The 20,699-nt window shown below is 72.9% G+C and carries 17 protein-coding genes; 12 read left to right on the top strand and 5 right to left on the bottom strand.

Features of this window, described 5'->3' with window-relative positions:
- Positions 1-112 precede the first annotated feature (112 nt).
- From pdhA (ACPXCS_RS04815) to ACPXCS_RS04840, 6 genes are all read left to right on the top strand, one after another.
- The gene (gene pdhA, locus ACPXCS_RS04815; protein ID WP_425944227.1) at positions 113-1,255 is read left to right on the top strand and encodes a pyruvate dehydrogenase (acetyl-transferring) E1 component subunit alpha; all 1,143 of its coding nucleotides are present in this window, start codon (positions 113-115) and stop codon (positions 1,253-1,255) included.
- Entirely contained in the window at positions 1,252-2,256 is a 1,005-nt protein-coding gene (locus ACPXCS_RS04820) for an alpha-ketoacid dehydrogenase subunit beta (RefSeq protein WP_425944225.1), read from the top strand. Before pdhA (ACPXCS_RS04815) ends, ACPXCS_RS04820 begins: the two co-directional genes overlap by 4 nt.
- Positions 2,256-3,839 (top strand): dihydrolipoamide acetyltransferase family protein, encoded by a 1,584-nt coding sequence (locus tag ACPXCS_RS04825; protein ID WP_425944223.1) that lies wholly within the window; start codon positions 2,256-2,258, stop codon positions 3,837-3,839. Before ACPXCS_RS04820 ends, ACPXCS_RS04825 begins: the two co-directional genes overlap by 1 nt.
- Positions 3,840-3,925: 86 nt before the next feature.
- A complete protein-coding gene (locus tag ACPXCS_RS04830; RefSeq protein WP_425944221.1) occupies positions 3,926-4,900 on the top strand; it encodes an NTP transferase domain-containing protein in 975 nt (324 codons plus the stop codon).
- Positions 4,897-6,282 carry a molybdopterin molybdotransferase MoeA gene (locus ACPXCS_RS04835; protein WP_425944219.1) on the top strand — a complete coding sequence of 462 codons (1,386 nt, stop codon included), beginning with the start codon at positions 4,897-4,899 and terminating at the stop codon, positions 6,280-6,282. Before ACPXCS_RS04830 ends, ACPXCS_RS04835 begins: the two co-directional genes overlap by 4 nt.
- The gene (locus tag ACPXCS_RS04840; RefSeq protein ID WP_425944217.1) at positions 6,279-7,376 is read left to right on the top strand and encodes a potassium channel family protein; all 1,098 of its coding nucleotides are present in this window, start codon (positions 6,279-6,281) and stop codon (positions 7,374-7,376) included. Before ACPXCS_RS04835 ends, ACPXCS_RS04840 begins: the two co-directional genes overlap by 4 nt.
- Positions 7,377-7,458: 82 nt before the next feature.
- Here ACPXCS_RS04840 and ACPXCS_RS04845 read toward each other — a convergent pair whose 3' ends face one another.
- Together ACPXCS_RS04845 and ACPXCS_RS04850 are read right to left on the bottom strand one after the other, a co-directional pair.
- Positions 7,459-8,307: an ABC transporter permease gene (locus ACPXCS_RS04845; RefSeq protein WP_425944215.1), complete on the bottom strand. Its 849-nt coding sequence runs from the start codon at positions 8,305-8,307 to the stop codon at positions 7,459-7,461.
- The gene (locus ACPXCS_RS04850; protein WP_425944213.1) at positions 8,304-9,323 is read right to left on the bottom strand and encodes an ATP-binding cassette domain-containing protein; all 1,020 of its coding nucleotides are present in this window, start codon (positions 9,321-9,323) and stop codon (positions 8,304-8,306) included. Before ACPXCS_RS04850 ends, ACPXCS_RS04845 begins: the two co-directional genes overlap by 4 nt.
- A 171-nt stretch (positions 9,324-9,494) precedes the next feature.
- Here ACPXCS_RS04850 and ACPXCS_RS04855 point away from each other — a divergent pair, with 171 nt between their 5' ends.
- Positions 9,495-10,481 carry an NAD(P)H-quinone oxidoreductase gene (locus ACPXCS_RS04855; RefSeq protein ID WP_425944211.1) on the top strand — a complete coding sequence of 329 codons (987 nt, stop codon included), beginning with the start codon at positions 9,495-9,497 and terminating at the stop codon, positions 10,479-10,481.
- Between the two features lie 57 nt (positions 10,482-10,538).
- Here the strand turns inward: ACPXCS_RS04855 and ACPXCS_RS04860 are convergent, their stop codons facing one another.
- Positions 10,539-11,021 (bottom strand): hypothetical protein, encoded by a 483-nt coding sequence (locus ACPXCS_RS04860; protein ID WP_425944209.1) that lies wholly within the window; start codon positions 11,019-11,021, stop codon positions 10,539-10,541.
- 279 nt (positions 11,022-11,300) lie between these two features.
- Here ACPXCS_RS04860 and ACPXCS_RS04865 point away from each other — a divergent pair, with 279 nt between their 5' ends.
- Complete coding sequence (locus ACPXCS_RS04865; RefSeq protein ID WP_425944207.1) at positions 11,301-11,840, top strand: bacterial proteasome activator family protein; 540 nt, start codon at positions 11,301-11,303, stop codon at positions 11,838-11,840.
- Positions 11,841-11,923: 83 nt separating this feature from the next.
- Here the strand turns inward: ACPXCS_RS04865 and ACPXCS_RS04870 are convergent, their stop codons facing one another.
- A complete protein-coding gene (locus ACPXCS_RS04870; RefSeq protein ID WP_425944205.1) occupies positions 11,924-13,561 on the bottom strand; it encodes a protein kinase domain-containing protein in 1,638 nt (545 codons plus the stop codon).
- 346 nt (positions 13,562-13,907) lie between these two features.
- Here ACPXCS_RS04870 and ACPXCS_RS04875 point away from each other — a divergent pair, with 346 nt between their 5' ends.
- The 4 genes from ACPXCS_RS04875 (at position 13,908) to ACPXCS_RS04890 (ending at position 19,534) form a co-directional block, all read left to right on the top strand.
- Positions 13,908-15,509 carry a protein kinase domain-containing protein gene (locus ACPXCS_RS04875; RefSeq protein WP_425944203.1) on the top strand — a complete coding sequence of 534 codons (1,602 nt, stop codon included), beginning with the start codon at positions 13,908-13,910 and terminating at the stop codon, positions 15,507-15,509.
- Between the two features lie 393 nt (positions 15,510-15,902).
- A complete protein-coding gene (gene pdhA / locus ACPXCS_RS04880; protein WP_425944201.1) occupies positions 15,903-17,105 on the top strand; it encodes a pyruvate dehydrogenase (acetyl-transferring) E1 component subunit alpha in 1,203 nt (400 codons plus the stop codon).
- Between the two features lies 1 nt (position 17,106).
- On the top strand, positions 17,107-18,084 hold the full coding sequence (locus tag ACPXCS_RS04885; RefSeq protein WP_425944199.1) for an alpha-ketoacid dehydrogenase subunit beta: 978 nt from the start codon (positions 17,107-17,109) through the stop codon (positions 18,082-18,084).
- A 10-nt stretch (positions 18,085-18,094) separates the two neighbouring features.
- Positions 18,095-19,534, top strand: a complete 1,440-nt coding sequence (locus ACPXCS_RS04890) for a dihydrolipoamide acetyltransferase family protein (protein WP_425944197.1) — start codon at positions 18,095-18,097, stop codon at positions 19,532-19,534.
- A gap of 65 nt (positions 19,535-19,599) precedes the next feature.
- Here ACPXCS_RS04890 and ACPXCS_RS04895 read toward each other — a convergent pair whose 3' ends face one another.
- Positions 19,600-20,499 (bottom strand): D-alanyl-D-alanine carboxypeptidase family protein, encoded by a 900-nt coding sequence (locus ACPXCS_RS04895; RefSeq protein WP_425944196.1) that lies wholly within the window; start codon positions 20,497-20,499, stop codon positions 19,600-19,602.
- Positions 20,500-20,699: the final 200 nt, after the last annotated feature.

Raw genomic sequence — 20,699 nt, forward strand, 5'->3', positions numbered from 1 at the left:
TCCACAGCCTGAGGCCACCCGTAGCCAAAATGTGCCGACGACCGAACAATCGGTAGGTGAGGCGCATCACAGCCGACGTGCCTCCAAGCCGCTCCCACGAGGAGGTGCCGTCATGACGGTCATGGAGCAGCGGGGCGCGTACCGGCCGACCCCGCCGCCCGCCTGGCAGCCGCGTACCGACCCCGCGCCGCTGCTGCCCGACGCGGAGCCGTACCGCGTCCTCGGCACCGAGGCGGCCGCCAAGGCCGACCCGGAGCTGCTGCGGACGCTCTACGCCCAGCTGGTCCGCGGCCGCCGCTACAACGCGCAGGCCACCGCCCTCACCAAGCAGGGCCGCCTCGCCGTCTACCCCTCCACCACCGGCCAGGAGGCCTGCGAGGTCGCCGCCGCGATGGTGCTCCAGGAGCGCGACTGGCTCTTCCCGAGCTACCGGGACACGCTCGCCGTGGTCGCCCGGGGCGTGGAGCCGGCCCAGGCGCTCACGCTGCTGCGCGGCGACTGGCACACCGGCTACGACCCCTACGAGCACCGGGTCGCCCCCCTGTCCACCCCGCTCGCCACGCAGCTGCCGCACGCCGTGGGCCTCGCGCACGCCGCCCGCCTCAAGGGCGACGACGTGGTGGCGCTGGCCATGGTCGGCGACGGCGGCACCAGCGAGGGCGACTTCCACGAGGCGCTGAACTTCGCCGCGGTCTGGCAGGCCCCGGTCGTCTTCCTCGTGCAGAACAACGGCTTCGCGATCTCCGTCCCGCTCGCCAAGCAGACCGCGGCCCCGTCGCTGGCCCACAAGGCCGTCGGCTACGGCATCCCCGGCCGCCTGGTCGACGGCAACGACGCCGCCGCCGTGCACGAGGTGCTCTCCGACGCCGTGCGCCACGCCCGCGCGGGCGGCGGACCCACCCTGGTGGAGGCGATCACCTACCGCATGGACGCCCACACCAACGCCGACGACGCGACCCGCTACCGCGGCGACGCCGAGGTCGAGGCCTGGCGCGCGCACGACCCGATCGTGCTGCTGGAGCGCGAGCTGACCGCGCGGGGGCTGCTCGACGAGGCCGGCATCGAGGCCGCCCGCCAGGACGCCGAGACCATGGCCGCCGCCCTGCGCGAGCAGATGAACCAGGACCCGGTCCTGGACCCGATGGACCTGTTCACCCACGTCTACGCCGAGCCCACGCCCCAGCTGCGCGAGCAGCGGGAGCAGCTGCGGGCCGAGCTGGAGGCCGAGGCCGAGGAGGAGGGCACCCACCGATGACCACCGTCGCCGTCAAGCCGGCCACCATGGCACAGGCCCTCACCCGCGCCCTGCGCGACGCGATGGCCGCCGACCCCGCCGTGCACGTCATGGGCGAGGACGTCGGCACCCTGGGCGGCGTCTTCCGCGTCACCGACGGACTCGCCGAGGAGTTCGGCGAGGACCGCTGCACGGACACCCCGCTGGCCGAGGCGGGCATCCTCGGCACCGCCGTCGGCATGGCCATGTACGGCCTGCGCCCGGTCGTGGAGATGCAGTTCGACGCGTTCGCCTACCCGGCGTTCGAGCAGCTGGTCTCGCACGTCGCGAAGATGCGCAACCGCACGCGCGGGAAGATGCCCCTGCCGCTCACCATCCGCGTCCCCTACGGTGGCGGCATCGGCGGCGTGGAGCACCACAGCGACTCCTCCGAGGCGTACTACATGGCGACTCCGGGGCTCCATGTGGTCACGCCCGCGACCGTCGCCGACGCCTACGGGCTGCTGCGCGCCTCCATCGCCTCGGACGACCCGGTCGTCTTCCTGGAGCCCAAGCGGCTCTACTGGTCGAAGGACTCCTGGAACCCCGAGGAGCCCACGCCCGTTGAACCGATCGGCCGCGCGGTGGTGCGGTGCTCGGGCCGGAGCGCCACGCTCATCACGTACGGGCCGTCCGTACCCGTCTGCATGGAGGCGGCCGAGGCGGCCCGGGCCGAGGGCTGGGACCTCGAAGTCGTCGACCTGCGCTCCCTGGTGCCGTTCGACGACGAGACGGTGTGCGCCTCGGTGCGGCGGACGGGACGCGCGGTCGTGGTCCACGAGTCGGGCTCCTTCGGGGGCCCGGGCGGGGAGATCGCCGCCCGGGTCACGGAGCGCTGCTTCCACCACCTGGAGGCGCCGGTGCTGCGTGTGGCCGGGTTCGACCTGCCGTACCCGCCGCCGATGCTGGAGCGCCACCACCTGCCCGGTGTGGACCGGATCCTGGACGCCGTGGGGCGCCTGCAGTGGGAGGCCGAGAGCTGATGGCACAGGTGCTGGAGTTCAAGCTGCCCGACCTCGGAGAGGGGCTCACCGAGGCGGAGATCGTGCGCTGGCTGGTCGAGGTGGGCGACGTCGTCGCCATCGACCAGCCGGTGGTCGAGGTCGAGACGGCCAAGGCGATGGTCGAGGTGCCCTGCCCCTACGGCGGTGTGGTCACGGCCCGCTTCGGCGAGGAGGGTACGGAGCTGCCCGTCGGGGCGCCGCTGATCACCGTGGCGGTGGGGGAGCGGACGCCGTCCGGCGGCAGCGCGGACCCCGGCGCCGGGTCCTTGTCCGGTGCCGGTGCCGGGTCCTCGTCCGGTGGCGGGGCCGCGGGCGCGTCCCGTGACGGTGGCGCGGGCTCGTCCCGGGCCGGAGGTGACGGCTCGGGCAACGTCCTCGTCGGGTACGGCACGTCCGAGGCGCCCGCGCGGCGCCGCAGGGTCCGGCCGGGACGGCCGGTGACGGGTGCCTCCACGGCGGCCGCCGCCGATGGCGCACGCCCCGGCGCCGCCGCGAACGGGCGGGCCGAGGCGGCCCCGGACGGCGGGACCGGTGCGGCCGGATCCGCCCGCGCCGGCGCGGCCGTACGGACGGAGGCCGGCGGCTCCGCCCGCCCGGTGAACGGGCACGCGGGCGGCCTCGCCGTCGACGACGGACCCGTCCCGGTCATCTCGCCCCTGGTCCGCAGGCTGGCCCGGCAGAACGGCCTCGACCTGCGCGAACTGACGGGCTCCGGCCCGGACGGGCTGATCCTGCGGGCGGACGTGGAGTACGCGCTGCGCGCGGCGGGCCGCGGCGGCGCGGCCGCCCCGGCGGCGCAGCCGCACGTGCCCGCGCCACAGGCGGCCGCCCCGGCAGCCCCCGCGATCCGGTCCTCCGCGACCGCGGCCCCCGGCGAGATCCGCACGCCCCTCAAGGGCGTCCGCGGCGCCGTCGCCGACAAGCTGGCGCGCAGCCGCCGGGAGATCCCGGACGCGACCTGCTGGGTGGACGCCGACGCCACGGAGCTGATGCGGGCGCGCGCGGCCATGAACGCGGCCGGGGGCCCGAAGATCTCCCTCCTGGCCCTGCTGGCCCGGATCTGCACCGCTGCCCTGGCCCGTTTCCCGGAGCTCAACTCCACGGTGGACACGGAGGCCCGGGAGATCGTCCGGTTCGATCACGTGCACCTGGGCTTCGCGGCGCAGACCGACCGCGGGCTGGTCGTCCCGGTCGTACGGGACGCCCACGCGCGCGACGCCGAGTCGCTGACCGCGGAGTTCGCCCGGCTGACCGAGGCGGGCCGGGCCGGGACGCTGACCCCGGCGGACCTCACCGGCGGGACGTTCACGCTGAACAACTACGGCGTCTTCGGTGTCGACGGCTCCACCCCGATCATCAACCACCCCGAGGCCGCCATGCTCGGTGTCGGCCGCATCGTCCCCAAGCCGTGGGTGCACGAGGGCGAGCTGGCGGTGCGCCAGGTCGTCCAGCTCTCGCTCACCTTCGACCACCGGGTGTGCGACGGCGGCGTGGCGGGCGGTTTCCTCCGGTACGTGGCGGACTGCGTGGAACAACCGGCGGTGCTGCTGCGGACGCTGTGATTCCTGTTCCTGCCGCGAGCAGCCGCTCGTGATCGCGTCGCTTCCCCCGCGTTCCGTGTGATCGCGGGGGCACGCATACTCGGGGTGTGACCGCACACCAGCACCCCGGTGGACCCGGCGTCGCGACCGGCCGCGAGCAGCCGGCGGAGCACGCCGCGTACGACGCCGTCGTGCTCGCCGGCGGCGCCGCCCGGCGCCTGGGCGGCGCGGACAAACCCGGTGTGCGCGTGGGCGGGCGGCCCCTGCTCGACCGTGTGCTCGCGGCGTGCGCGGGCGCCGGCACCACCGTCGTGGTCGCCGCGCCCCGGCCGACCGCGCGGCCCGTGACCTGGGCCCGCGAGGACCCGCCCGGCGGTGGCCCGCTCGCCGCGCTCGACGCCGGGCTGCGGCACACCACGGCGGAGCACGTCCTGGTGGTCTCGGCCGACCTGCCCTTCCTCGACGAGCGGACCGTCGGCCGGCTCCTGGACACGCTGCGCGCGAGCGGCGCCGACGGGGCGCTGCTGACCGACCCCGACGGCCGCGACCAGCCGCTCGTGGCGGCGTACCGCGCGCCGCGCCTGCGGGAGACGCTCGCGCTCCTCGCCGCCCGGCACGGCGGCCCGCACGGTCTTCCGCTGCGGCGCCTGGTCGCCGGACTGCACCTCACCCGCATCGCCGATCCCGTCGCGTCCTTCGACTGCGACACCTGGGACGACATCGCCACCGCCAGGGCACGTATCAGGGAGCATGGGCACGTGTTGGATGAATGGATTTCCGCCGTCAAGGACGAACTGGGCCTCGACCTCGACGTCGACACCCACGGCCTGCTCGATCTCGCCCGCGACGCCGCGCACGGAGTGGCCAGGCCCGCGGCGCCGCTGACCACCTTCCTGGTCGGCTACGCGGCCGCCCGGGCGGGCGGCGGCCCCGAGGCGGTCGCCGAGGCCGCCCGCAAGGCCGCGGCGCTCGCGACGCGCTGGGCCGAGGAGAGCACCTCCGGCGACGGGCCGTCCGCCGCCGCGCCCCGGGCCGACGTCGCCCCCGACGCCACCCCCGACACCCGGCCGGACGCCGGATGACCCCGCCCGGCAGCCGCACCGGTGAGGACGCCGAGGACCTCGACGTCGAGGAGGTGCTCGCCCTCGTGAACGACAGCAGCGGCCGCCCGCCGCGCGGCCCCGCCGCCCGGAGCGAGGCGCCGAGCACCTCCACGCCCCGGCAGCAGGACACCCCGGCGCCCCCCGACCGCCACCGCGCCACGCCCTGGCCGGAGGCCCGCGCCGTCGCGGAACGGGCCGCGCGCGACGCCGTCCGGGCCGCCCGGCGCGCTCCCGTCTCCGTGCCGCTGGGCGCCGCCCTCGGCCTCACCCTGGCCGCCCCGCTCGACGCCCTCACCGACCTGCCCTCCTTCGACACCTCCGCGATGGACGGCTGGGCGGTCTGCGGCCCCGCCCCCTGGCACGTGCGCGACGAGGGTGTCCTGGCCGGGCACGCCGGGCCCGCTCGCCTCACCGACGGCGAGGCCGTCCCGATCGCCACCGGCGCCCGCATCCCCCAGGACACCAGCGCCGTCCTGCGCAGCGAGCACGGCCGCACCGACGACAAGGGCCGCCTGCACGCGATCCGGGACGTCATGACCGGTCAGGACATCCGCCCGCGGGGCCAGGAGTGCCGCACCGGGGACCAGCTCCTGCCCGTGGGCACCCTCGTCACCCCGGCCGTGCTCGGACTCGCCGCGGCGGCGGGGTACGACACCCTCACCGCCGTCCCGCGCCCGACGGCCGAGGTCCTCGTCCTCGGCGACGAACTGCTCACCGAGGGGCTGCCGCACGACGGGCTGATCCGGGACGCTCTCGGCCCGATGCTGCCGCCCTGGCTGCGGGCGCTCGGGGCCGAGGTCACCGCCGTACGGCGGGTCCGTGACGACGCCGACGCCCTGCACGAGGCGATCGGCGTCTGCGAGGCGGACCTGGTCGTCACCACCGGTGGCACCGCGGCGGGCCCGGTCGACCACGTCCATCCCACACTGCGCCGGCTCGGGGCGGAGCTCCTCGTCGACGGCGTCGAGGTCCGCCCCGGCCACCCCATGCTGCTGGCGCGGACCACACCGACCCAGCACCTGGTCGGGCTGCCGGGCAATCCGCTCGCCGCCGTCTCCGGGCTGCTGACGCTCGCCGAGCCGCTGCTGCGCATCCTCGCCGCCCGCCAGGCCCCCGAGGCGTACACGCTGCCGGTGCGGGACGGCGTCCAGGGGCACCCGCACGACACGCGGCTCGTCCCCGTCGCCCTGCGCGGCGACCGGGCCGTGCCGCTGCACTACAACGGCCCGGCCATGCTGCGCGGCATCGCCGCGGCCGACGCGCTGGCCGTCGTACCGCCGGGCGGCGCACAACCCGGGCAGGAGGCGGAACTGCTCGACCTGCCCTGGGCGTCCGCAGGAATCGGGGTGTGTTTCACGTGAAACTTCCGGGCCAGGACGCGATCGCCCGCCAGGCCGACGAGCATCTGGTGACCCATCGGGTGTCCCTCCCGAGGAAGGTGGTGGAGCACCCGTTCCGCCAGGTCGCCAAACGGCTCTCCGTCGCCCTGCTGGTCCTCGTCGTGACCGCGCTGATCGTCTACGCCGACCGCAGCGGCTACAACGACAACGCGGGCGGAGGCGTCAGCTTCCTCGACGCCTTCTACTACGCCACCGTCACGCTCTCCACCACCGGCTACGGTGACATCACCCCGGCCAGCGAAAGCGCCCGGCTCACCAACATCCTCGTCATCACGCCCCTGCGCGTGCTGTTCCTGATCATCCTGGTCGGTACGACCCTCGAAGCCCTCACCGAGCGCACCCGTGAGGAGTGGCGGCTGACCCGCTGGAGGTCCACCTTGCGCGATCACACCGTCGTCATCGGCTTCGGCACCAAGGGCCGCTCGGCGATCCGGACCGTCTGCGCGACGGGGCTGAAGAAGGAACAGGTCGTCGTGGTCGACCCCAGTTCCAAGGTGATAGACGCCGCGACCGCCGAGGGCTACGCCGGCATCGTCGGGGACGCCACCCGCAGCGAGGTGCTGAAGCGGGCCGAGGTGCACAAGGCGCGCCAGATCATCATCGCCACCCAGCGCGACGACACGGCGGTGCTGGTGGCGCTGACGGCCCGGCAGCTCAACCGCGGGGCGAAGATCGTGGCCGCCGTCCGCGAGGAGGAGAACGCGCCCCTGCTCAAGCAGTCCGGCGCCGACGCCGTCATCACCAGTGCCAGCGCCGCCGGCCGGCTGCTCGGCCTCTCCGTGCTCAGCCCCTCCGCGGGCATGGTCATGGAGGACCTCATCCACCAGGGCAGCGGACTCGACATCATCGAGCGCCCGGTCGTCAAGGCCGAGGTGGGCAAGACGCCGCGCGAGGTCACCGACCTGGTGGTCAGTGTCATACGAGGGCACCGGGTGCTCGGCTACGACGACCCGGCCGTGGGGAGGCTGGAGCTCGCCGACCGCCTGATCACCATCGTCCGCAAGACACCGGAGACCCGGGTCGCGCCCGACATCCGGCCCCTGCACCGCGACTGACGGCGCCCGCCGCCCCGGGCGGGCACGCGACCGGCCCCCGCGCACTCACCTCGTGCGCGGGGGCCGGTCGCGTGCGCCAGCGCTACTTGCGGTTGTACAGCCGCATCGTGATGGGGCCGAAGACCAGCACGAACAGCCCGGCCCAGCCCAGCGTCCAGGCGATCTCGTCGGCCGGCCAGTCGCCGCCCATCAGACCGCGCACCGCCGACGCCAGGTGCGTCACGGGGCTGTTGTTGACGAAGGCCTGCAGCCAGCCCGGCATGGTCTTCGGGTCGACGAAGACGTTGGACAGGAAGGTGAGCGGGAAGATCACCATCATGCTGACGCCCATCACCGACTTCTCGGTGCGCAGCAGCAGCCCGAACATGGTCCAGATCCACGAGAAGGAGAACGAGAACAGCACCAGCAGGGCGATCCCGGCGAGCACTCCCCCGACCCCGCCGTCCGCCCGGTAGCCCAGGATCATGCCGACGGTCAGCATCACGACCGACGCGATCGTGTACCGCAGGGCGTCGCCGAGCAGGTACCCGACCATCGTCGAGGGGCGCCAGATCGGCAGGCTGCGGAACCGGTCGAAGACGCCCTTCTCGATGTCGGTGTTCACCGAGACGCCCGTGTACATCGTGATCATCACGACCGACATCACGAGGATGCCCGGCAGCAGGAACTGGATGTACTCCTTCGGCGAGCCGGCCAGCGCCCCGCCGAACAGGTACGTGTACATCAGCACCATCATGATCGGGAACGCCGTGACGTCGAAGAGCTGCTCCGGCACGTGCTTGATCTTCAGGATCGCCCGCCAGCCGAAGGTCATCGACGCGGACCACGCGCTGGGCCGCGGCGGCCGCTCCTTGGCGATGAGGAGCGCGGTGAGGGACTCGGTGCTGACGGGGGCCAGTTCCTTGCTCTCGGTGGTCGTCGCGGTGCTCATGCCGCCACCTCGTCCTTCGGGTCGGTGGAGTGGTCGGGGGAGTCGTGCGTGTCGTGCCCGGTGAGGGCGAGGAACACCTCGTCCAGGCTGGGCTGGCCCAGGGAGAAGTTGTCGACGGTGATCCCGGCCCGGGCCAGCTCGCCCAGCGCACGGGAGGCCTGCTCGGCGGCGGAGTCGCCGTCCGCGGCCGAGCCGAGGCGGGCGGTCAGGGCCACCGGGTCGGGCTCCAGCTGCACCCGCGCGCCGAGGGCCCGGCCCAGCAGGTCGGCCGCGAGGGGACGCCGGTCGGCCTCGCGCAGCCGCAGATGCACGGATCCGGCGCCCACGGACGACTTCAGCTCGCCCTTGGTGCCCTCGGCGATCACCCGGCCCCGGTCGATGACGGCGATCCGGGACGCCAGCTGGTCCGCCTCGTCCAGGTACTGCGTGGTCAGCAGCACGGTGGTGCCCTGGGCGACCACGGCCCGCACGATCTCCCACACCTGGTTGCGGCTGCGCGGGTCGAGGCCGGTCGTCGGCTCGTCCAGGAACAGCAGGTCGGGGGTGTTGAGGATGGACGCGGCGATGTCGATCCGGCGCCGCATGCCGCCCGAGTACTGCTTGACCTGCTTGCCCGCCGCCTCGGTGAGCGCGAAGGCCTCCAGCAGCTGCGCGGCCCGCTCCCGGGCGGCCTTCTTGTGGTGGCCGAGCAGCCGGCCCAGCAGGACCAGGTTCTCCGTGCCGGTGAGGTCCTCGTCGACCGAGGCGTACTGGCCGGTGAGGCTCACCCGGCCGCGCACCTCGTCGGCCTCGCGGACGACGTCGTGCCCGAAGACGTGCGCCTGGCCGCCGTCCGGGCGCAGGAGCGTGGCGAGCATCTTCACGGTGGTGGTCTTGCCGGCGCCGTTCGGGCCGAGGACGCCGTAGACCGTGCCCGCGGGCACGGCCAGGTCGACTCCGTCGACGGCCCTCGTCTCGCCGAAGGTCTTCACCAGCCCTGCGGTCTCGATCGCCAGGCCGGACGCTTGCGTGCTCATGCTTCGGGTCCTTCCGCTGCACGGGGGCTACGCATGGGGAGACCTTCACCGTCGCGCAAACTCATCGGTCCCGCACACCGGTTTTCGCGAAGACGGGACCAACGGCGTAGCGGACACCGGCCTCGGGACGGACCGGACTCGGTCCCGGGACCTGGGGGTAGCGTCCCCTCCATGTATGCGATCACGATTCCCGAACCCGGTGGGCCCGAGGCGCTGGTCTGGGACGAGGTCCCCGACCCGGTGCCCGGCGAGGGCGAGGTCCTGGTCGAGGTGACGGCCGGGGCCGTCAACCGCGCCGACCTCCTGCAGCGGCAGGGCTTCTACGACCCGCCGCCCGGCGCGTCCCCCTACCCAGGGCTGGAGTGCTCCGGGCGCGTCGCCGGGATCGGCCCCGGCGTCTCCGGCTGGAACGTCGGCGACGAGGTGTGCGCGCTGCTGGCCGGCGGCGGCTACGCCGAGAAGGTGGCGGTCCCGGCCGGGCAGCTGCTGCCCGTGCCCGCGGGCGTGGACCTGAAGCAGGCCGCGGCGCTGCCCGAGGTGGTCTGCACGGTCTGGTCGAACGTCTTCATGGTCGCGCACCTGCGCCCCGGCGAGACGCTGCTCGTGCACGGCGGCTCCAGCGGCATCGGCACCATGGCCATCCAGCTGGCCAAGGCCCTCGGCGCCCGGGTCGCCGTCACGGCCGGCACGCGCGAGAAGCTGGACCGGTGCGCCGAACTGGGCGCGGACATCCTGGTCAACTACCGCGAGCAGGACTTCGTCGAGGAGGTCAGGAAGGCCACCGACGGGGCCGGTGCCGACGTCATCCTCGACAACATGGGCGCCAAGTATCTGGAGCGCAACGTCCGGGCCCTCGCCGTCAACGGCCGGCTGGCGATCATCGGCATGCAGGGCGGCGTCAAGGGCGAGCTGAACATCGGCGCCCTGCTCGCCAAGCGGGCCGCGGTCACCGCCACGTCCCTGCGGGCCCGGCCGCGGGAGGAGAAGGCCGCCATCGTCGCGGCCGTCCGCGAACACGTCTGGCCGCTGTTCGCCGAGGGCGCGCTGCGCCCGGTCGTCGACCGCGAACTGCCGATGCGGGAGGCGGCCGCCGCCCACCGGGTCGTGGAGGAGAGCGGCCACATCGGCAAGGTACTGCTGGTCACGCCGCAGGGTTAGGCACCGGGGAAAGGCCCCGGCACTCTCCCGCGGTCCGGGGCGGCCGGCTGAGGCGCCCTAGAACGGGCCCGGACGCCGCAGCCGGAGCCCGACGAACGCCAGGCCGAGGCCGAGGCCGATCAGCACCAGCCCGCTGCCCAGCGGCAGGATCCGCAGGACCGGGCCGACGGGGCGGTCGGCGCGGGCGGCGGCGGCCTCCCCCACGGGCGGCTCCGTCGGTGCGGTGGGCAGCGGGAGGGCCTCCCGGGACGCCCCGGGCGCGGTGGTGCGGTCACCGGCGTCCGGTTCCTCCTCGGTGCTCTGCGGCCGCCCCGGCCGCTGCCGCCCCTCGCCCGCCCGGCTGCCGGCCCGCGAGGGCTGTGCCGTCCCGGACGGGACGGGCCGGGCGGAGGGGGCGGCGACGGCGCCGGCCCCGGTCTCTTCGTCGTGGATCAGGACGGCACCGTGGGACCGCTCGGCCCCGTACGGTGAGACGACCGCACCCGCCCCCAGGGCGACCACCAGTCCCGTCGCCCGCAGTGCGCGTAGCCATGGAGTCACGTGGGTGACCCCCTCCCGCCGTGCCCGGTGGGGCAGAAACGGCACGTTCGGTCATATCGAGGCCATCAGCCTCACACCGCCCCGGCCCCGCGGCACTCCGGGTTCGGCCGACGGACGGAATCGCGGCCCGTGCGCCGGGGCCCGGCCGCCACCCGGGAGGGGGAACCGCACGCGGCGGACAACCCCGCGCCCGGGCGGCGCGTCTTCTCCGACACGGTGGATCAGCCTCACCCGGGGGCACCACACAGGTGAGGTGCAGGCGTGCGAGAGAATGGCCGCATGGAGATGCCGAGGAACGAAAGGTCGCCGGAGAACCCGCAGATCCTGGTCGTGGGCCAGGACGGCATGGCGCTCGGTGGCGGCGGAGACGAGGACTCCCGCGAGACCCCGGTCACGGAACAGGTGGAGCAGCCCGCGAAGGTCATGCGCATCGGCAGCATGATCAAGCAGCTTCTGGAAGAAGTGCGCGCGGCTCCCCTGGACGAGGCCAGCCGGGTCCGGCTGAAGGAGATCCACGCCAGCTCGGTGAAGGAGCTGGAGGACGGTCTGGCGCCCGAACTGGTCGAGGAACTGGAGCGGCTCTCCCTGCCCTTCACGGACGAGGGCACCCCGAGCGACGCGGAGCTGCGCATCGCCCAGGCCCAGCTGGTCGGCTGGCTGGAAGGGCTGTTCCACGGGATCCAGACGACGCTGTTCGCCCAGCAGATGGCCGCCCGAGCCCAGCTGGAGCAGATGCGCCGCGCCCTCCCGCCGGGCGTCGGTGCCGAGGGCCTCGACGAGCCGCACCCGGGCGGCCGGTCGGGCGGCCCGTACCTGTAGAGCCCGGCGCGATGTCACGGACGGGGAAGGGCCCGGCGGCCGAAGCCGCCGGGCCCTTCCCCGTGCCGGAACCCTGAAGGCCGTCAGGACGGGGGGTTGCCCGTGGAGACGTTGAGCTCGATCGTCGGCATGTCGTCCGGGTCGACGTCGGTGCCCTTCGACGGGAACTGGTTCATGACCGTGCCCTCGCCGTAGGTGTTCTCGTCGACGTTCTTCGTGTTGATCTGCCAGCCGGCCGCCTGCGCGCAGGCCTTGACCGACGTGATGTTCTTGAACTTGAAGTCCGGGACCTCGATCTTGTCGGGGTCGTTGTACGACTCCTGAGGCTCGGTGCACTCCTCGGCCTCGATCGTCTTGGTCGGGTCGGGGCCCCGGTAGCCGGGCTTCTTCTCCGCGGACGCCGAGGCGCTCGCGCTGCTGCCGCCGCCGCCCTTGTCGTCCTCGCTGCCGCCGTTCATCAGCAGCGCCGCGACCAGGCCGCCGACCGCGACGACGGACACCACGATCGAGCCGATGATCACCGGCTTGTTGCTCCGGCCGCCGCCGGAGGGCGCGGACCCGGACGGGGGCGTCAGGTTGTACGGCGGCGGGGTCGACGGCCCGGGCTGCGGGGAGTACGCGGCCGGGTTCGGCGTCTGGTAGCCGCCCTGCTGCGGGTAGCCGTAGGCGGGGGACGGGGTGGGCGTGCCGTACGGGTTCGGCGGCGGGGTCGGCTGGTACGGCGTCTGCACCTGGCCCGAGGGGGCCGGGGTCGCCTGGTCGACCGGCGGGAACACGGCCGAGCCGACGCCCGCGCCGCTCTGCGCCTGGGTGCCCGGCACGATGCTCGGCGGCGCGGCCTGGAAGGAGGCCGCGACCCGCAGGCACTCGCCGCGCATGGCCTCCGCGCTCGGGAAGCGCTCGTTCGGGTTCTTCTTCAGGGCGCGGGCGATCAGCGCGTCCACGGCGGGCGGCAGCGCGCGGTTGATCGCGGACGCGACCGGCGGCTCCTCCTGGACGTGCGCGTACGCGATGGCCAGCGGCGAGTCGGCGTCGAACGGCAGCCGGCCGGTGACCAGCTGGAACAGCATGATGCCGACCGAGTACAGGTCGGAGCGGGCGTCCACACCGCGGCCGAGGGCCTGTTCCGGCGAGAGGTACTGCGGGGTGCCGACGACCATGCCGGTCTGCGTCATCGACGTCACGCCGGACTGCATGGCGCGGGCGATGCCGAAGTCCATGACCTTGACCACGCCGCGCTTGGTCATCATCACGTTGCCCGGCTTGATGTCCCGGTGGACCAGGCCCATCTCGTGACTGATCTCCAGGGCCGCCAGCACGTCGGCGGTGATCTTCAGCGCCTTGTCGGCGGGCATCGCGCCCTGCTGCCGGACGTCCTCGTCGAGGACCGAGCCGAGGGGACGGCCCTCGACGTACTCCATGACGATGTACGGCGTCGTCATGCCGTCGAGGGTGTCCTCGCCGGTGTCGAAGACCGAGACGATGTTGGTGTGCGTGAGCTTGGCCACGGACTGGGCCTCGCGGCGGAACCGCTCGCGGAAGGCCTGCTCCCGCCCGAGGTCCGTGTGCAGTGTCTTGATCGCGACCTGCCGGTCGAGCACGCTGTCGTACGCGAGGTGCACCGAGGCCATGCCACCCTGGCCGAGCAGGTCGCGCAGCTGATAGCGGCCATTGGCGAGCGCCCGCCCCGTGTACTGGCCCTGTGCGCCGTCCTGGCTCATGTTCCCCGTCCCCCGTAGCCCCCGCAGGCGCCGCCGACTGTCGCCGATCCGTCGTTGATCCACACCGTCATTCCCGGCCAAGTCTGCCCCAGGCCACTGACACGTCAAGCTCGGTGCCCGTTCCGTGACCGTACGCGAAAGAAGCGTCGCGGAAGCGTTACAGGGGGCGTACGGCCGGCACACAGAATTTGCACGACGGTGCGGAGTGCGGGTTTCATGGCCCGTCCGTCTCGTGCCGGTCCTGGCACCCGTCTCGGACCGGAGGCTTGCGCGGAGGCTGTAGCGTGGCCGACGGAGACCGTAACAACACCGCGCGCACCGCGGGCAGAAACGACGGCGAGGACTGATGGCACAGCAGCAGCGCGCTCAGGGCCCGTCCGACCCCGAGGCGACTGGCAGCGGCATGTCGGACGCGCCGGAGTCCTGGGGGAACGGCGGGCTGGTCGGGGACGGCCGGTACCGGCTGACCCACAGACTCGGCCGGGGCGGCATGGCCGAGGTGTTCGCCGCCGAGGACGTCCGCCTCGGGCGCACCGTCGCCGTCAAGCTGCTCCGCTCCGACCTCGCCGAGGACCCGGTGTCCAAGGCGCGCTTCACGCGTGAGGCACAGTCGGTCGCGGGCCTCAACCACCACGCGATCGTCGCCGTGTACGACTCCGGCGAGGACTTCGTCGGCGGCCAGTCCGTGCCGTACATCGTCATGGAGCTGGTCGAGGGCCGCACCATCCGGGACCTGCTGCTCAACGCGGAGGCGCCCGGCCCCGAGCAGGCGCTGATCATCGTCTCCGGGGTCCTGGAGGCGCTCGCGTACTCGCACCAGCACGGCATCGTGCACCGCGACATCAAGCCGGCCAACGTCATCATCACGCACAACGGCGCCGTGAAGGTGATGGACTTCGGCATCGCCCGCGCCCTGCACGGCGCGTCCACGACGATGACCCAGACCGGCATGGTCATGGGCACCCCGCAGTACCTCTCCCCCGAGCAGGCCCTCGGCAAGGCCGTCGACCACCGCTCCGACCTGTACGCCACGGGCTGCCTGCTGTACGAGCTGCTCTCGCTGCGCCCGCCCTTCACCGGCGAGACCCCGCTGTCGGTGGTCTACCAGCACGTCCAGGACATCCCGACCCCGCCGTCCGAGGCCTCCGACGCCTGCCCGCCGGAGCTGGACGGCCTGGTCATGCGCTCCCTCGCCAAGGAGCCCGACGACCGCTTCCAGACGGCCGAGGAGATGCGCGGACTGGTCCAGTACGCGCTGCAGATGCTCTACGACCAGGGCGGCCACACCGGCACCTGGAACACCGGCCCGGTCGACCTGCACGAGGGCCGGCACACCCCCTCGGGCGGCTTCGCCGGCACGGCCGTGATGGGCCAGGCCGGGGACGCCTCCGGCACCACGCAGATCCCCTCACCGATCCTGCCCGCCGGCTACGGCAACGGCGACGACGGCGGCTTCGAGGGGCAGGGCAACCGGGGCGGCGGCCGCGGCAAGCTGTGGATCCTGGCCGTGCTCGCGGTGATCGCGATCGCGGCGGGCGTCGCCCTGGCCCTGCAGAACACCGGCGGCGGCAACGACGACCCGAGCAAGAAGCAGTCGCCGACCTCCTCGCAGACGGCCGAGGAGAAGAAGCCCAGCGAGACGCCGAGCGACGAGGCGACCGACGAGCCGACCGACACGTCCACGGACGACGGCACCGGCACGGGCAACGGCAACGGCAACTGGACGCCGTCCTACACGCCCTCCTACACCCCGTCGCAGAGCGCCCCGCAGTCGCCCACGGGCGAGCCGACGGACGAGCCGACCACCGACGAGCCCACCGGCGAGCCGACCGACGAGGAGCCCACGGACCCGGGCGGCGGAACCCCGACCGGCGACACGGCCGGCGGCACCGACGCGGGCACCACCACCGGCGTCGTCGGCGGCCCGGGCGGCGAGGGCGGCGGCTGACCGCCGGGGAAAACGCATGATCCACGCGCGCGTGGGGCCCGGGGACGGGGCCCACGCGCGCGTGCCGTTGTGGCGCGCCCGCAAAATGACTCTTCCCGTGACCTGGGTCACCGGGTTAACGTGCGGTAGCTCCGGCCTCCTGCAAGGCTGTGACCAGGGCTCCTTCACCGTCTTCTCGATTTACTTGGATTTCCAAGCAAAATCGCAGGTCAGAGGGGGTTTCACAGAGATGTGGCGCACTGGGTAACGTGCTTTCTGCAGGGCGCTCGCCGGGGCACCTGTCACGCCTGTTCCCGGCCGAGTGGCACCCACCCCGTGCCTCGTGGGTCGAGAACAGGTGAGCCGCACTGGCCTACCGGCAACCCCGGGGGCTGGACCGACGGAGGAGCACACGTGACCGTGGAGAGCACTGCCGCGCGCACACCGCGACGCAGCGCCGGAAGCAAGGCCGGCACCACCGGCACCAAGCGCACGACCCGCACCACCGCCAAGAAGGACGCCGGCGCGAAGGGCACCGAGCCCCAGCTCGTGCAGCTGCTGACGCCCGAGGGCAAGCGCGTCAAGAACGCCGAGTTCGACAAGTACGTCGCCGGTGTCACCCCGGAGGAGCTCCGCGGCCTCTACCGCGACATGGTGCTCACCCGCCGCTTCGACGCCGAGGCGACCTCCCTGCAGCGCCAGGGCGAGCTGGGCCTGTGGGCCTCGCTGCTCGGCCAGGAGGCCGCCCAGATCGGCTCCGGCCGGGCCCTGCGCGACGACGACTACGTCTTCCCCACCTACCGTGAGCACGGCGTCGCGTGGTGCCGGGGCGTGGACCCGACCAACCTGCTCGGCATGTTCCGCGGCGTGAACAACGGCGGCTGGGACCCCAACGGCAACAACTTCCACCTCTACACGATCGTCATCGGCTCCCAGACGCTGCACGCCACCGGCTACGCGATGGGCGTCGCCAAGGACGGCGCGGACAGCGCGGTGATCGCCTACTTCGGCGACGGCGCCTCCAGTCAGGGCGACGTGGCCGAGTCCTTCACCTTCTCCGCGGTCTACAACGCCCCGGTCGTGTTCTTCTGCCAGAACAACCAGTGGGCCATCTCCGAGCCGACCGAGAAGCAGTCGCGCGTGCCGATCTACCAGCGCGCCCAGGGCTTCGGCTTCCCGGGCGTCCGGGTCGACGGCAACGACGTGCTCGGCTGCCTCGCGGTCACCCGCTGGGCCCTGGAGCGGGCGCGCGCCGGCGAGGGCCCGACCCTCGTCGAGGCGTTCACCTACCGCATGGGCGCCCACACCACCTCCGACGACCCCAGCCGCTACCGGGGCGACGAGGAGCGCCAGGCCTGGGAGGCCAAGGACCCGATCCTGCGCCTGCGCCGCTACCTGGAGGCCTCCCACCACGCGGACGAGGCGTTCTTCGCGGAACTGGAGACCGAGTCCGAGGCGTTGGGCAGGCGAGTGCGCGAGGCGGTCCGTGCCATGCCGGACCCGGACCGCTTCGCGATCTTCGAGAACGCCTACGCGGACGGGCACGCGCTCGTCGACGAGGAGCGCGCCCAGTTCGCCGCGTACCAGGCGTCGTTCGCCGACGAGGGGGGTAACTGAGATGGCCGAGAAGATGGCACTGGCCAAGGCGATCAACGAGTCGCTGCGCCGCGCTCTGGACTCCGACCCCAAGGTCCTGATCATGGGTGAGGACGTCGGCAAGCTCGGCGGCGTGTTCCGGGTGACGGACGGCCTGCAGAAGGACTTCGGCGAGAGCCGCGTCATCGACACCCCGCTCGCCGAGTCGGGCATCGTCGGCACCGCGATCGGCCTGGCCCTGCGCGGCTACCGCCCGGTGGTGGAGATCCAGTTCGACGGCTTCGTCTTCCCCGCGTACGACCAGATCGTCACGCAGCTCGCGAAGATGCACGCCCGCTCGCTCGGCAAGGTCAAGATGCCGGTCGTCGTGCGCATCCCCTACGGCGGCGGCATCGGCGCGGTCGAGCACCACTCGGAGTCCCCCGAGTCGCTCTTCGCGCACGTGGCGGGCCTGAAGGTGGTCAGCCCGTCGAACGCCTCGGACGCGTACTGGATGATGCAGCAGGCCATCCAGAGCGACGATCCGGTGATCTTCTTCGAGCCCAAGCGCCGCTACTGGGACAAGGGCGAGGTCAGCACGGAGGCGATCCCGGGCCCGCTGCACAAGGCCCAGGTGGTCCGCGAGGGCACCGATCTGACCCTCGCCGCCTACGGCCCGATGGTGAAGCTCTGCCAGGAGGCCGCCGACGCGGCCGCCGAGGAGGGCAAGAACCTGGAGGTGCTGGACCTGCGCTCGGTCTCCCCGCTCGACTTCGACTCGATCCAGGCCTCGGTGGAGAAGACCCGCCGCCTGGTCGTGGTCCACGAGGCGCCGGTGTTCTTCGGCTCGGGCGCGGAGATCGCCGCCCGGATCACGGAGCGCTGCTTCTACCACCTGGAGGCCCCGGTGCTCCGGGTCGGCGGCTACCACGCCCCGTACCCGCCGGCCCGCCTGGAGGAGGAGTACCTGCCGAACCTGGACCGGGTACTGGATGCCGTCGACCGCTCGCTGGCGTACTGAGGAGAGGGTCGTGACGACGATGACGGAAGCGTCCGTGCGCGAGTTCAAGATGCCCGACGTGGGCGAGGGGCTCACGGAGGCCGAGATCCTCAAGTGGTACGTCCAGCCCGGTGACACGGTCACGGACGGCCAGGTGGTGTGCGAGGTCGAGACGGCGAAGGCGGCCGTCGAGCTGCCCATCCCGTACGACGGCGTGGTCCGGGCGCTGCACTTCCCGGAGGGCACCACGGTCGACGTGGGCACGTCGATCATCGCGGTGGACGTGGCCGGAGGGACCGCGCCCGCCGCGCCCGCTCCCGAGCAGCAGCCGCAGAGGCCCGAGGCCGCGGCGGAGCCGAAGCCCGAGGGCTCCGGCCGCCAGCCGGTGCTCGTCGGCTACGGGGTGGCGGCCTCGTCCACCCGCCGCCGACCCCGCAAGGGCCCGGAGGTACCGGTCCAGCAGGCCTCGACGGCCATCCAGACCGAGCTGAACGGCCACGCGCCGGCGGCCCCGGCCGTCCCGGCTCCGGCCGCCACCGTCCCGGCCCCGGCCGGTGCGGACCGCCCGCTGGCCAAGCCGCCGGTCCGCAAGCTGGCCAAGGACCTGGGCGTCGATCTGACGACGGTCGTCCCGACCGGCCCGGACGGCGTCATCACCCGCGAGGACGTGCACGCGGCGGTGGCCGCGGCCGTGCCGGAGGCACCCGCGCTGGCGCCCGCTCCGGCCGCCGAGCCCGCCCGGGTCGCCGCGTCGGCCTCGTACGACACCGCGCGCGAGACCCGTGTCCCGATCAAGGGCGTCCGCAAGGCGACGGCGGCGGCGATGGTCGGCTCGGCGTTCACCGCGCCGCATGTCACGGAGTTCGTGACGGTCGACGTGACGCGCACGATGAAGCTGGTCGAGGAGCTGAAGCAGGACAAGGAGTTCGCGGGCCTGCGCGTGAACCCGCTGCTGCTCATCGCCAAGGCGCTCCTGGTCGCCATCAAGCGCAACCCGGAGATCAACGCTTCCTGGGACGAGGCGGCCCAGGAGATCGTGGTCAAGCACTACGTGAACCTGGGCATCGCGGCGGCGACCCCGCGCGGCCTGATCGTGCCGAACATCAAGGACGCCCACGCCAAGACCCTGCCGCAGCTGGCCGGGTCGCTGGGCGAGCTGGTGGCGACGGCCCGTGAGGGCAGGACGTCCCCGGCGGCCATGCAGGGCGGCACGGTGACGATCACCAACGTCGGCGTCTTCGGCGTCGACACGGGCACGCCGATCCTGAACCCGGGCGAGTCCGCGATCCTCGCGGTCGGTGCGATCAAGCTCCAGCCGTGGGTCCACAAGGGCAAGGTGAAGCCCCGTCAGGTCACCACGCTGGCCCTCTCCTTCGACCACCGCCTGGTCGACGGCGAGCTGGGCTCGAAGGTCCTGGCCGACGTGGCGGCGGTCCTGGAGCAGCCCAAGCGCCTGATCACCTGGGCGTGATCCGGCACTGACACGAAGGGGGGCCCACCGCCGCCGGCGGTGGGCCCCCCTTCCCGTGTGCGGTCCTACTTGGTGAAGCCGTAGTTGAGCAGCTTCGTCGCGTCCGACTTGCGCGTGGTCGCGTTGGTCGAGGACAGGACCGTGCCGATGACCGTCTTGCCGTTGCGCGTGGCGGCGAAGACCAGGCAGTAGCCCGCCTCGGGGCCGGAGCCCGTCTTCACACCGATCGCGCCGGTGTAGCTGCTGAGCAGCGGGTTGGTGTTCTCCCACGGCGCCATCGTCCGCGTGCCGCCGGACTTGGTGGTCGTCTTCGCCGTGTACTTCTTGGTCTTGACGACCGTGCGGAACGTGGAGTTCTTCATCGCCGCGCTGGCGAGCTTGGTCAGGTCGCGCGGCGTGGAGTAGTTGGCGCCCTTGCCGATGCCGTCGAACGAGTCGAAGTGGGTGTTCTTCAGGCCCAGGTTCTTGGCGGTGGTGTTCATCTTGCCGATGAACGACTTCACGCGCGCCGACCGCGTCGAGCCCGAGCCGAACTTGTCGGCCAGGGCGTACGCCGCGTCGCAGCCGGACGGCAGCATCAGCCCGTACAGCAGCTGGCGGACGGTGACCTTGTCGCCGACGATCAGCTTGGCGTTGGACGCCCAGTTGTTCTCGACGATGTAGTCGCTGTACGCCTTCTGGACCGTGACCTTGCTGTCCAGGTTGAGGTTCGACTGCTTCAGCACCACCAGGGCGGTCATGATCTTGGTGGTGGAGCCGGTCGAGCGGCGCGTGTCGGCCGCCTTGGTGTAGAGCGACTTGCCGGTCGCGTTGTTCATCACGTAGCCGCCCTTGGCGGCGATCGTGGGCGTGGCGGCGGCCTGCGCCTGCGTGGTGGTGAGGGCTCCGGTCGCGAGCATGGCGCCGGTGGTCACGGCGACGGCCGCGGCTCTGCGGAAACGGGAGCCCTTAATGCCGGTTATCAAGTCAAGTACCCCGATTGCGTTGAATGCCCCAACGGTGCGGCCGAGTTGAGGACGAGGAGAAAGGGGCCGCACGTGTCTGACTTGTAAGTAGCACAGTTGGTTGTGCTCACACCGGGCGGGACCCCTGCTTTGCCACAGATGTGTGACATAGGCGTCCGGATCCTGGACGGATGCGTCCATGCACACCTGTTGTATCTATG

The organism is Streptomyces sp. DT190, from assembly GCF_049846985.1.
In the GTDB taxonomy this organism is placed as follows: domain Bacteria; phylum Actinomycetota; class Actinomycetes; order Streptomycetales; family Streptomycetaceae; genus Streptomyces.

Coding starts and splice junctions, on each gene's coding strand:
- ACPXCS_RS04870 (WP_425944205.1), bottom strand. CDS start 13,561: ATGAGCCAGGACGGCGCACAGGGCCAGTACACGGGGCGGGCGCTCGCC.
- ACPXCS_RS04845 (WP_425944215.1), bottom strand. CDS start 8,307: ATGAGCACCGCGACGACCACCGAGAGCAAGGAACTGGCCCCCGTCAGC.
- ACPXCS_RS04820 (WP_425944225.1), top strand. CDS start 1,252: ATGACCACCGTCGCCGTCAAGCCGGCCACCATGGCACAGGCCCTCACC.
- pdhA (WP_425944227.1), top strand. CDS start 113: ATGACGGTCATGGAGCAGCGGGGCGCGTACCGGCCGACCCCGCCGCCC.
- ACPXCS_RS04875 (WP_425944203.1), top strand. CDS start 13,908: ATGGCACAGCAGCAGCGCGCTCAGGGCCCGTCCGACCCCGAGGCGACT.
- ACPXCS_RS04835 (WP_425944219.1), top strand. CDS start 4,897: ATGACCCCGCCCGGCAGCCGCACCGGTGAGGACGCCGAGGACCTCGAC.
- ACPXCS_RS04825 (WP_425944223.1), top strand. CDS start 2,256: ATGGCACAGGTGCTGGAGTTCAAGCTGCCCGACCTCGGAGAGGGGCTC.
- ACPXCS_RS04850 (WP_425944213.1), bottom strand. CDS start 9,323: ATGAGCACGCAAGCGTCCGGCCTGGCGATCGAGACCGCAGGGCTGGTG.
- ACPXCS_RS04885 (WP_425944199.1), top strand. CDS start 17,107: ATGGCCGAGAAGATGGCACTGGCCAAGGCGATCAACGAGTCGCTGCGC.
- ACPXCS_RS04855 (WP_425944211.1), top strand. CDS start 9,495: ATGTATGCGATCACGATTCCCGAACCCGGTGGGCCCGAGGCGCTGGTC.
- ACPXCS_RS04865 (WP_425944207.1), top strand. CDS start 11,301: ATGGAGATGCCGAGGAACGAAAGGTCGCCGGAGAACCCGCAGATCCTG.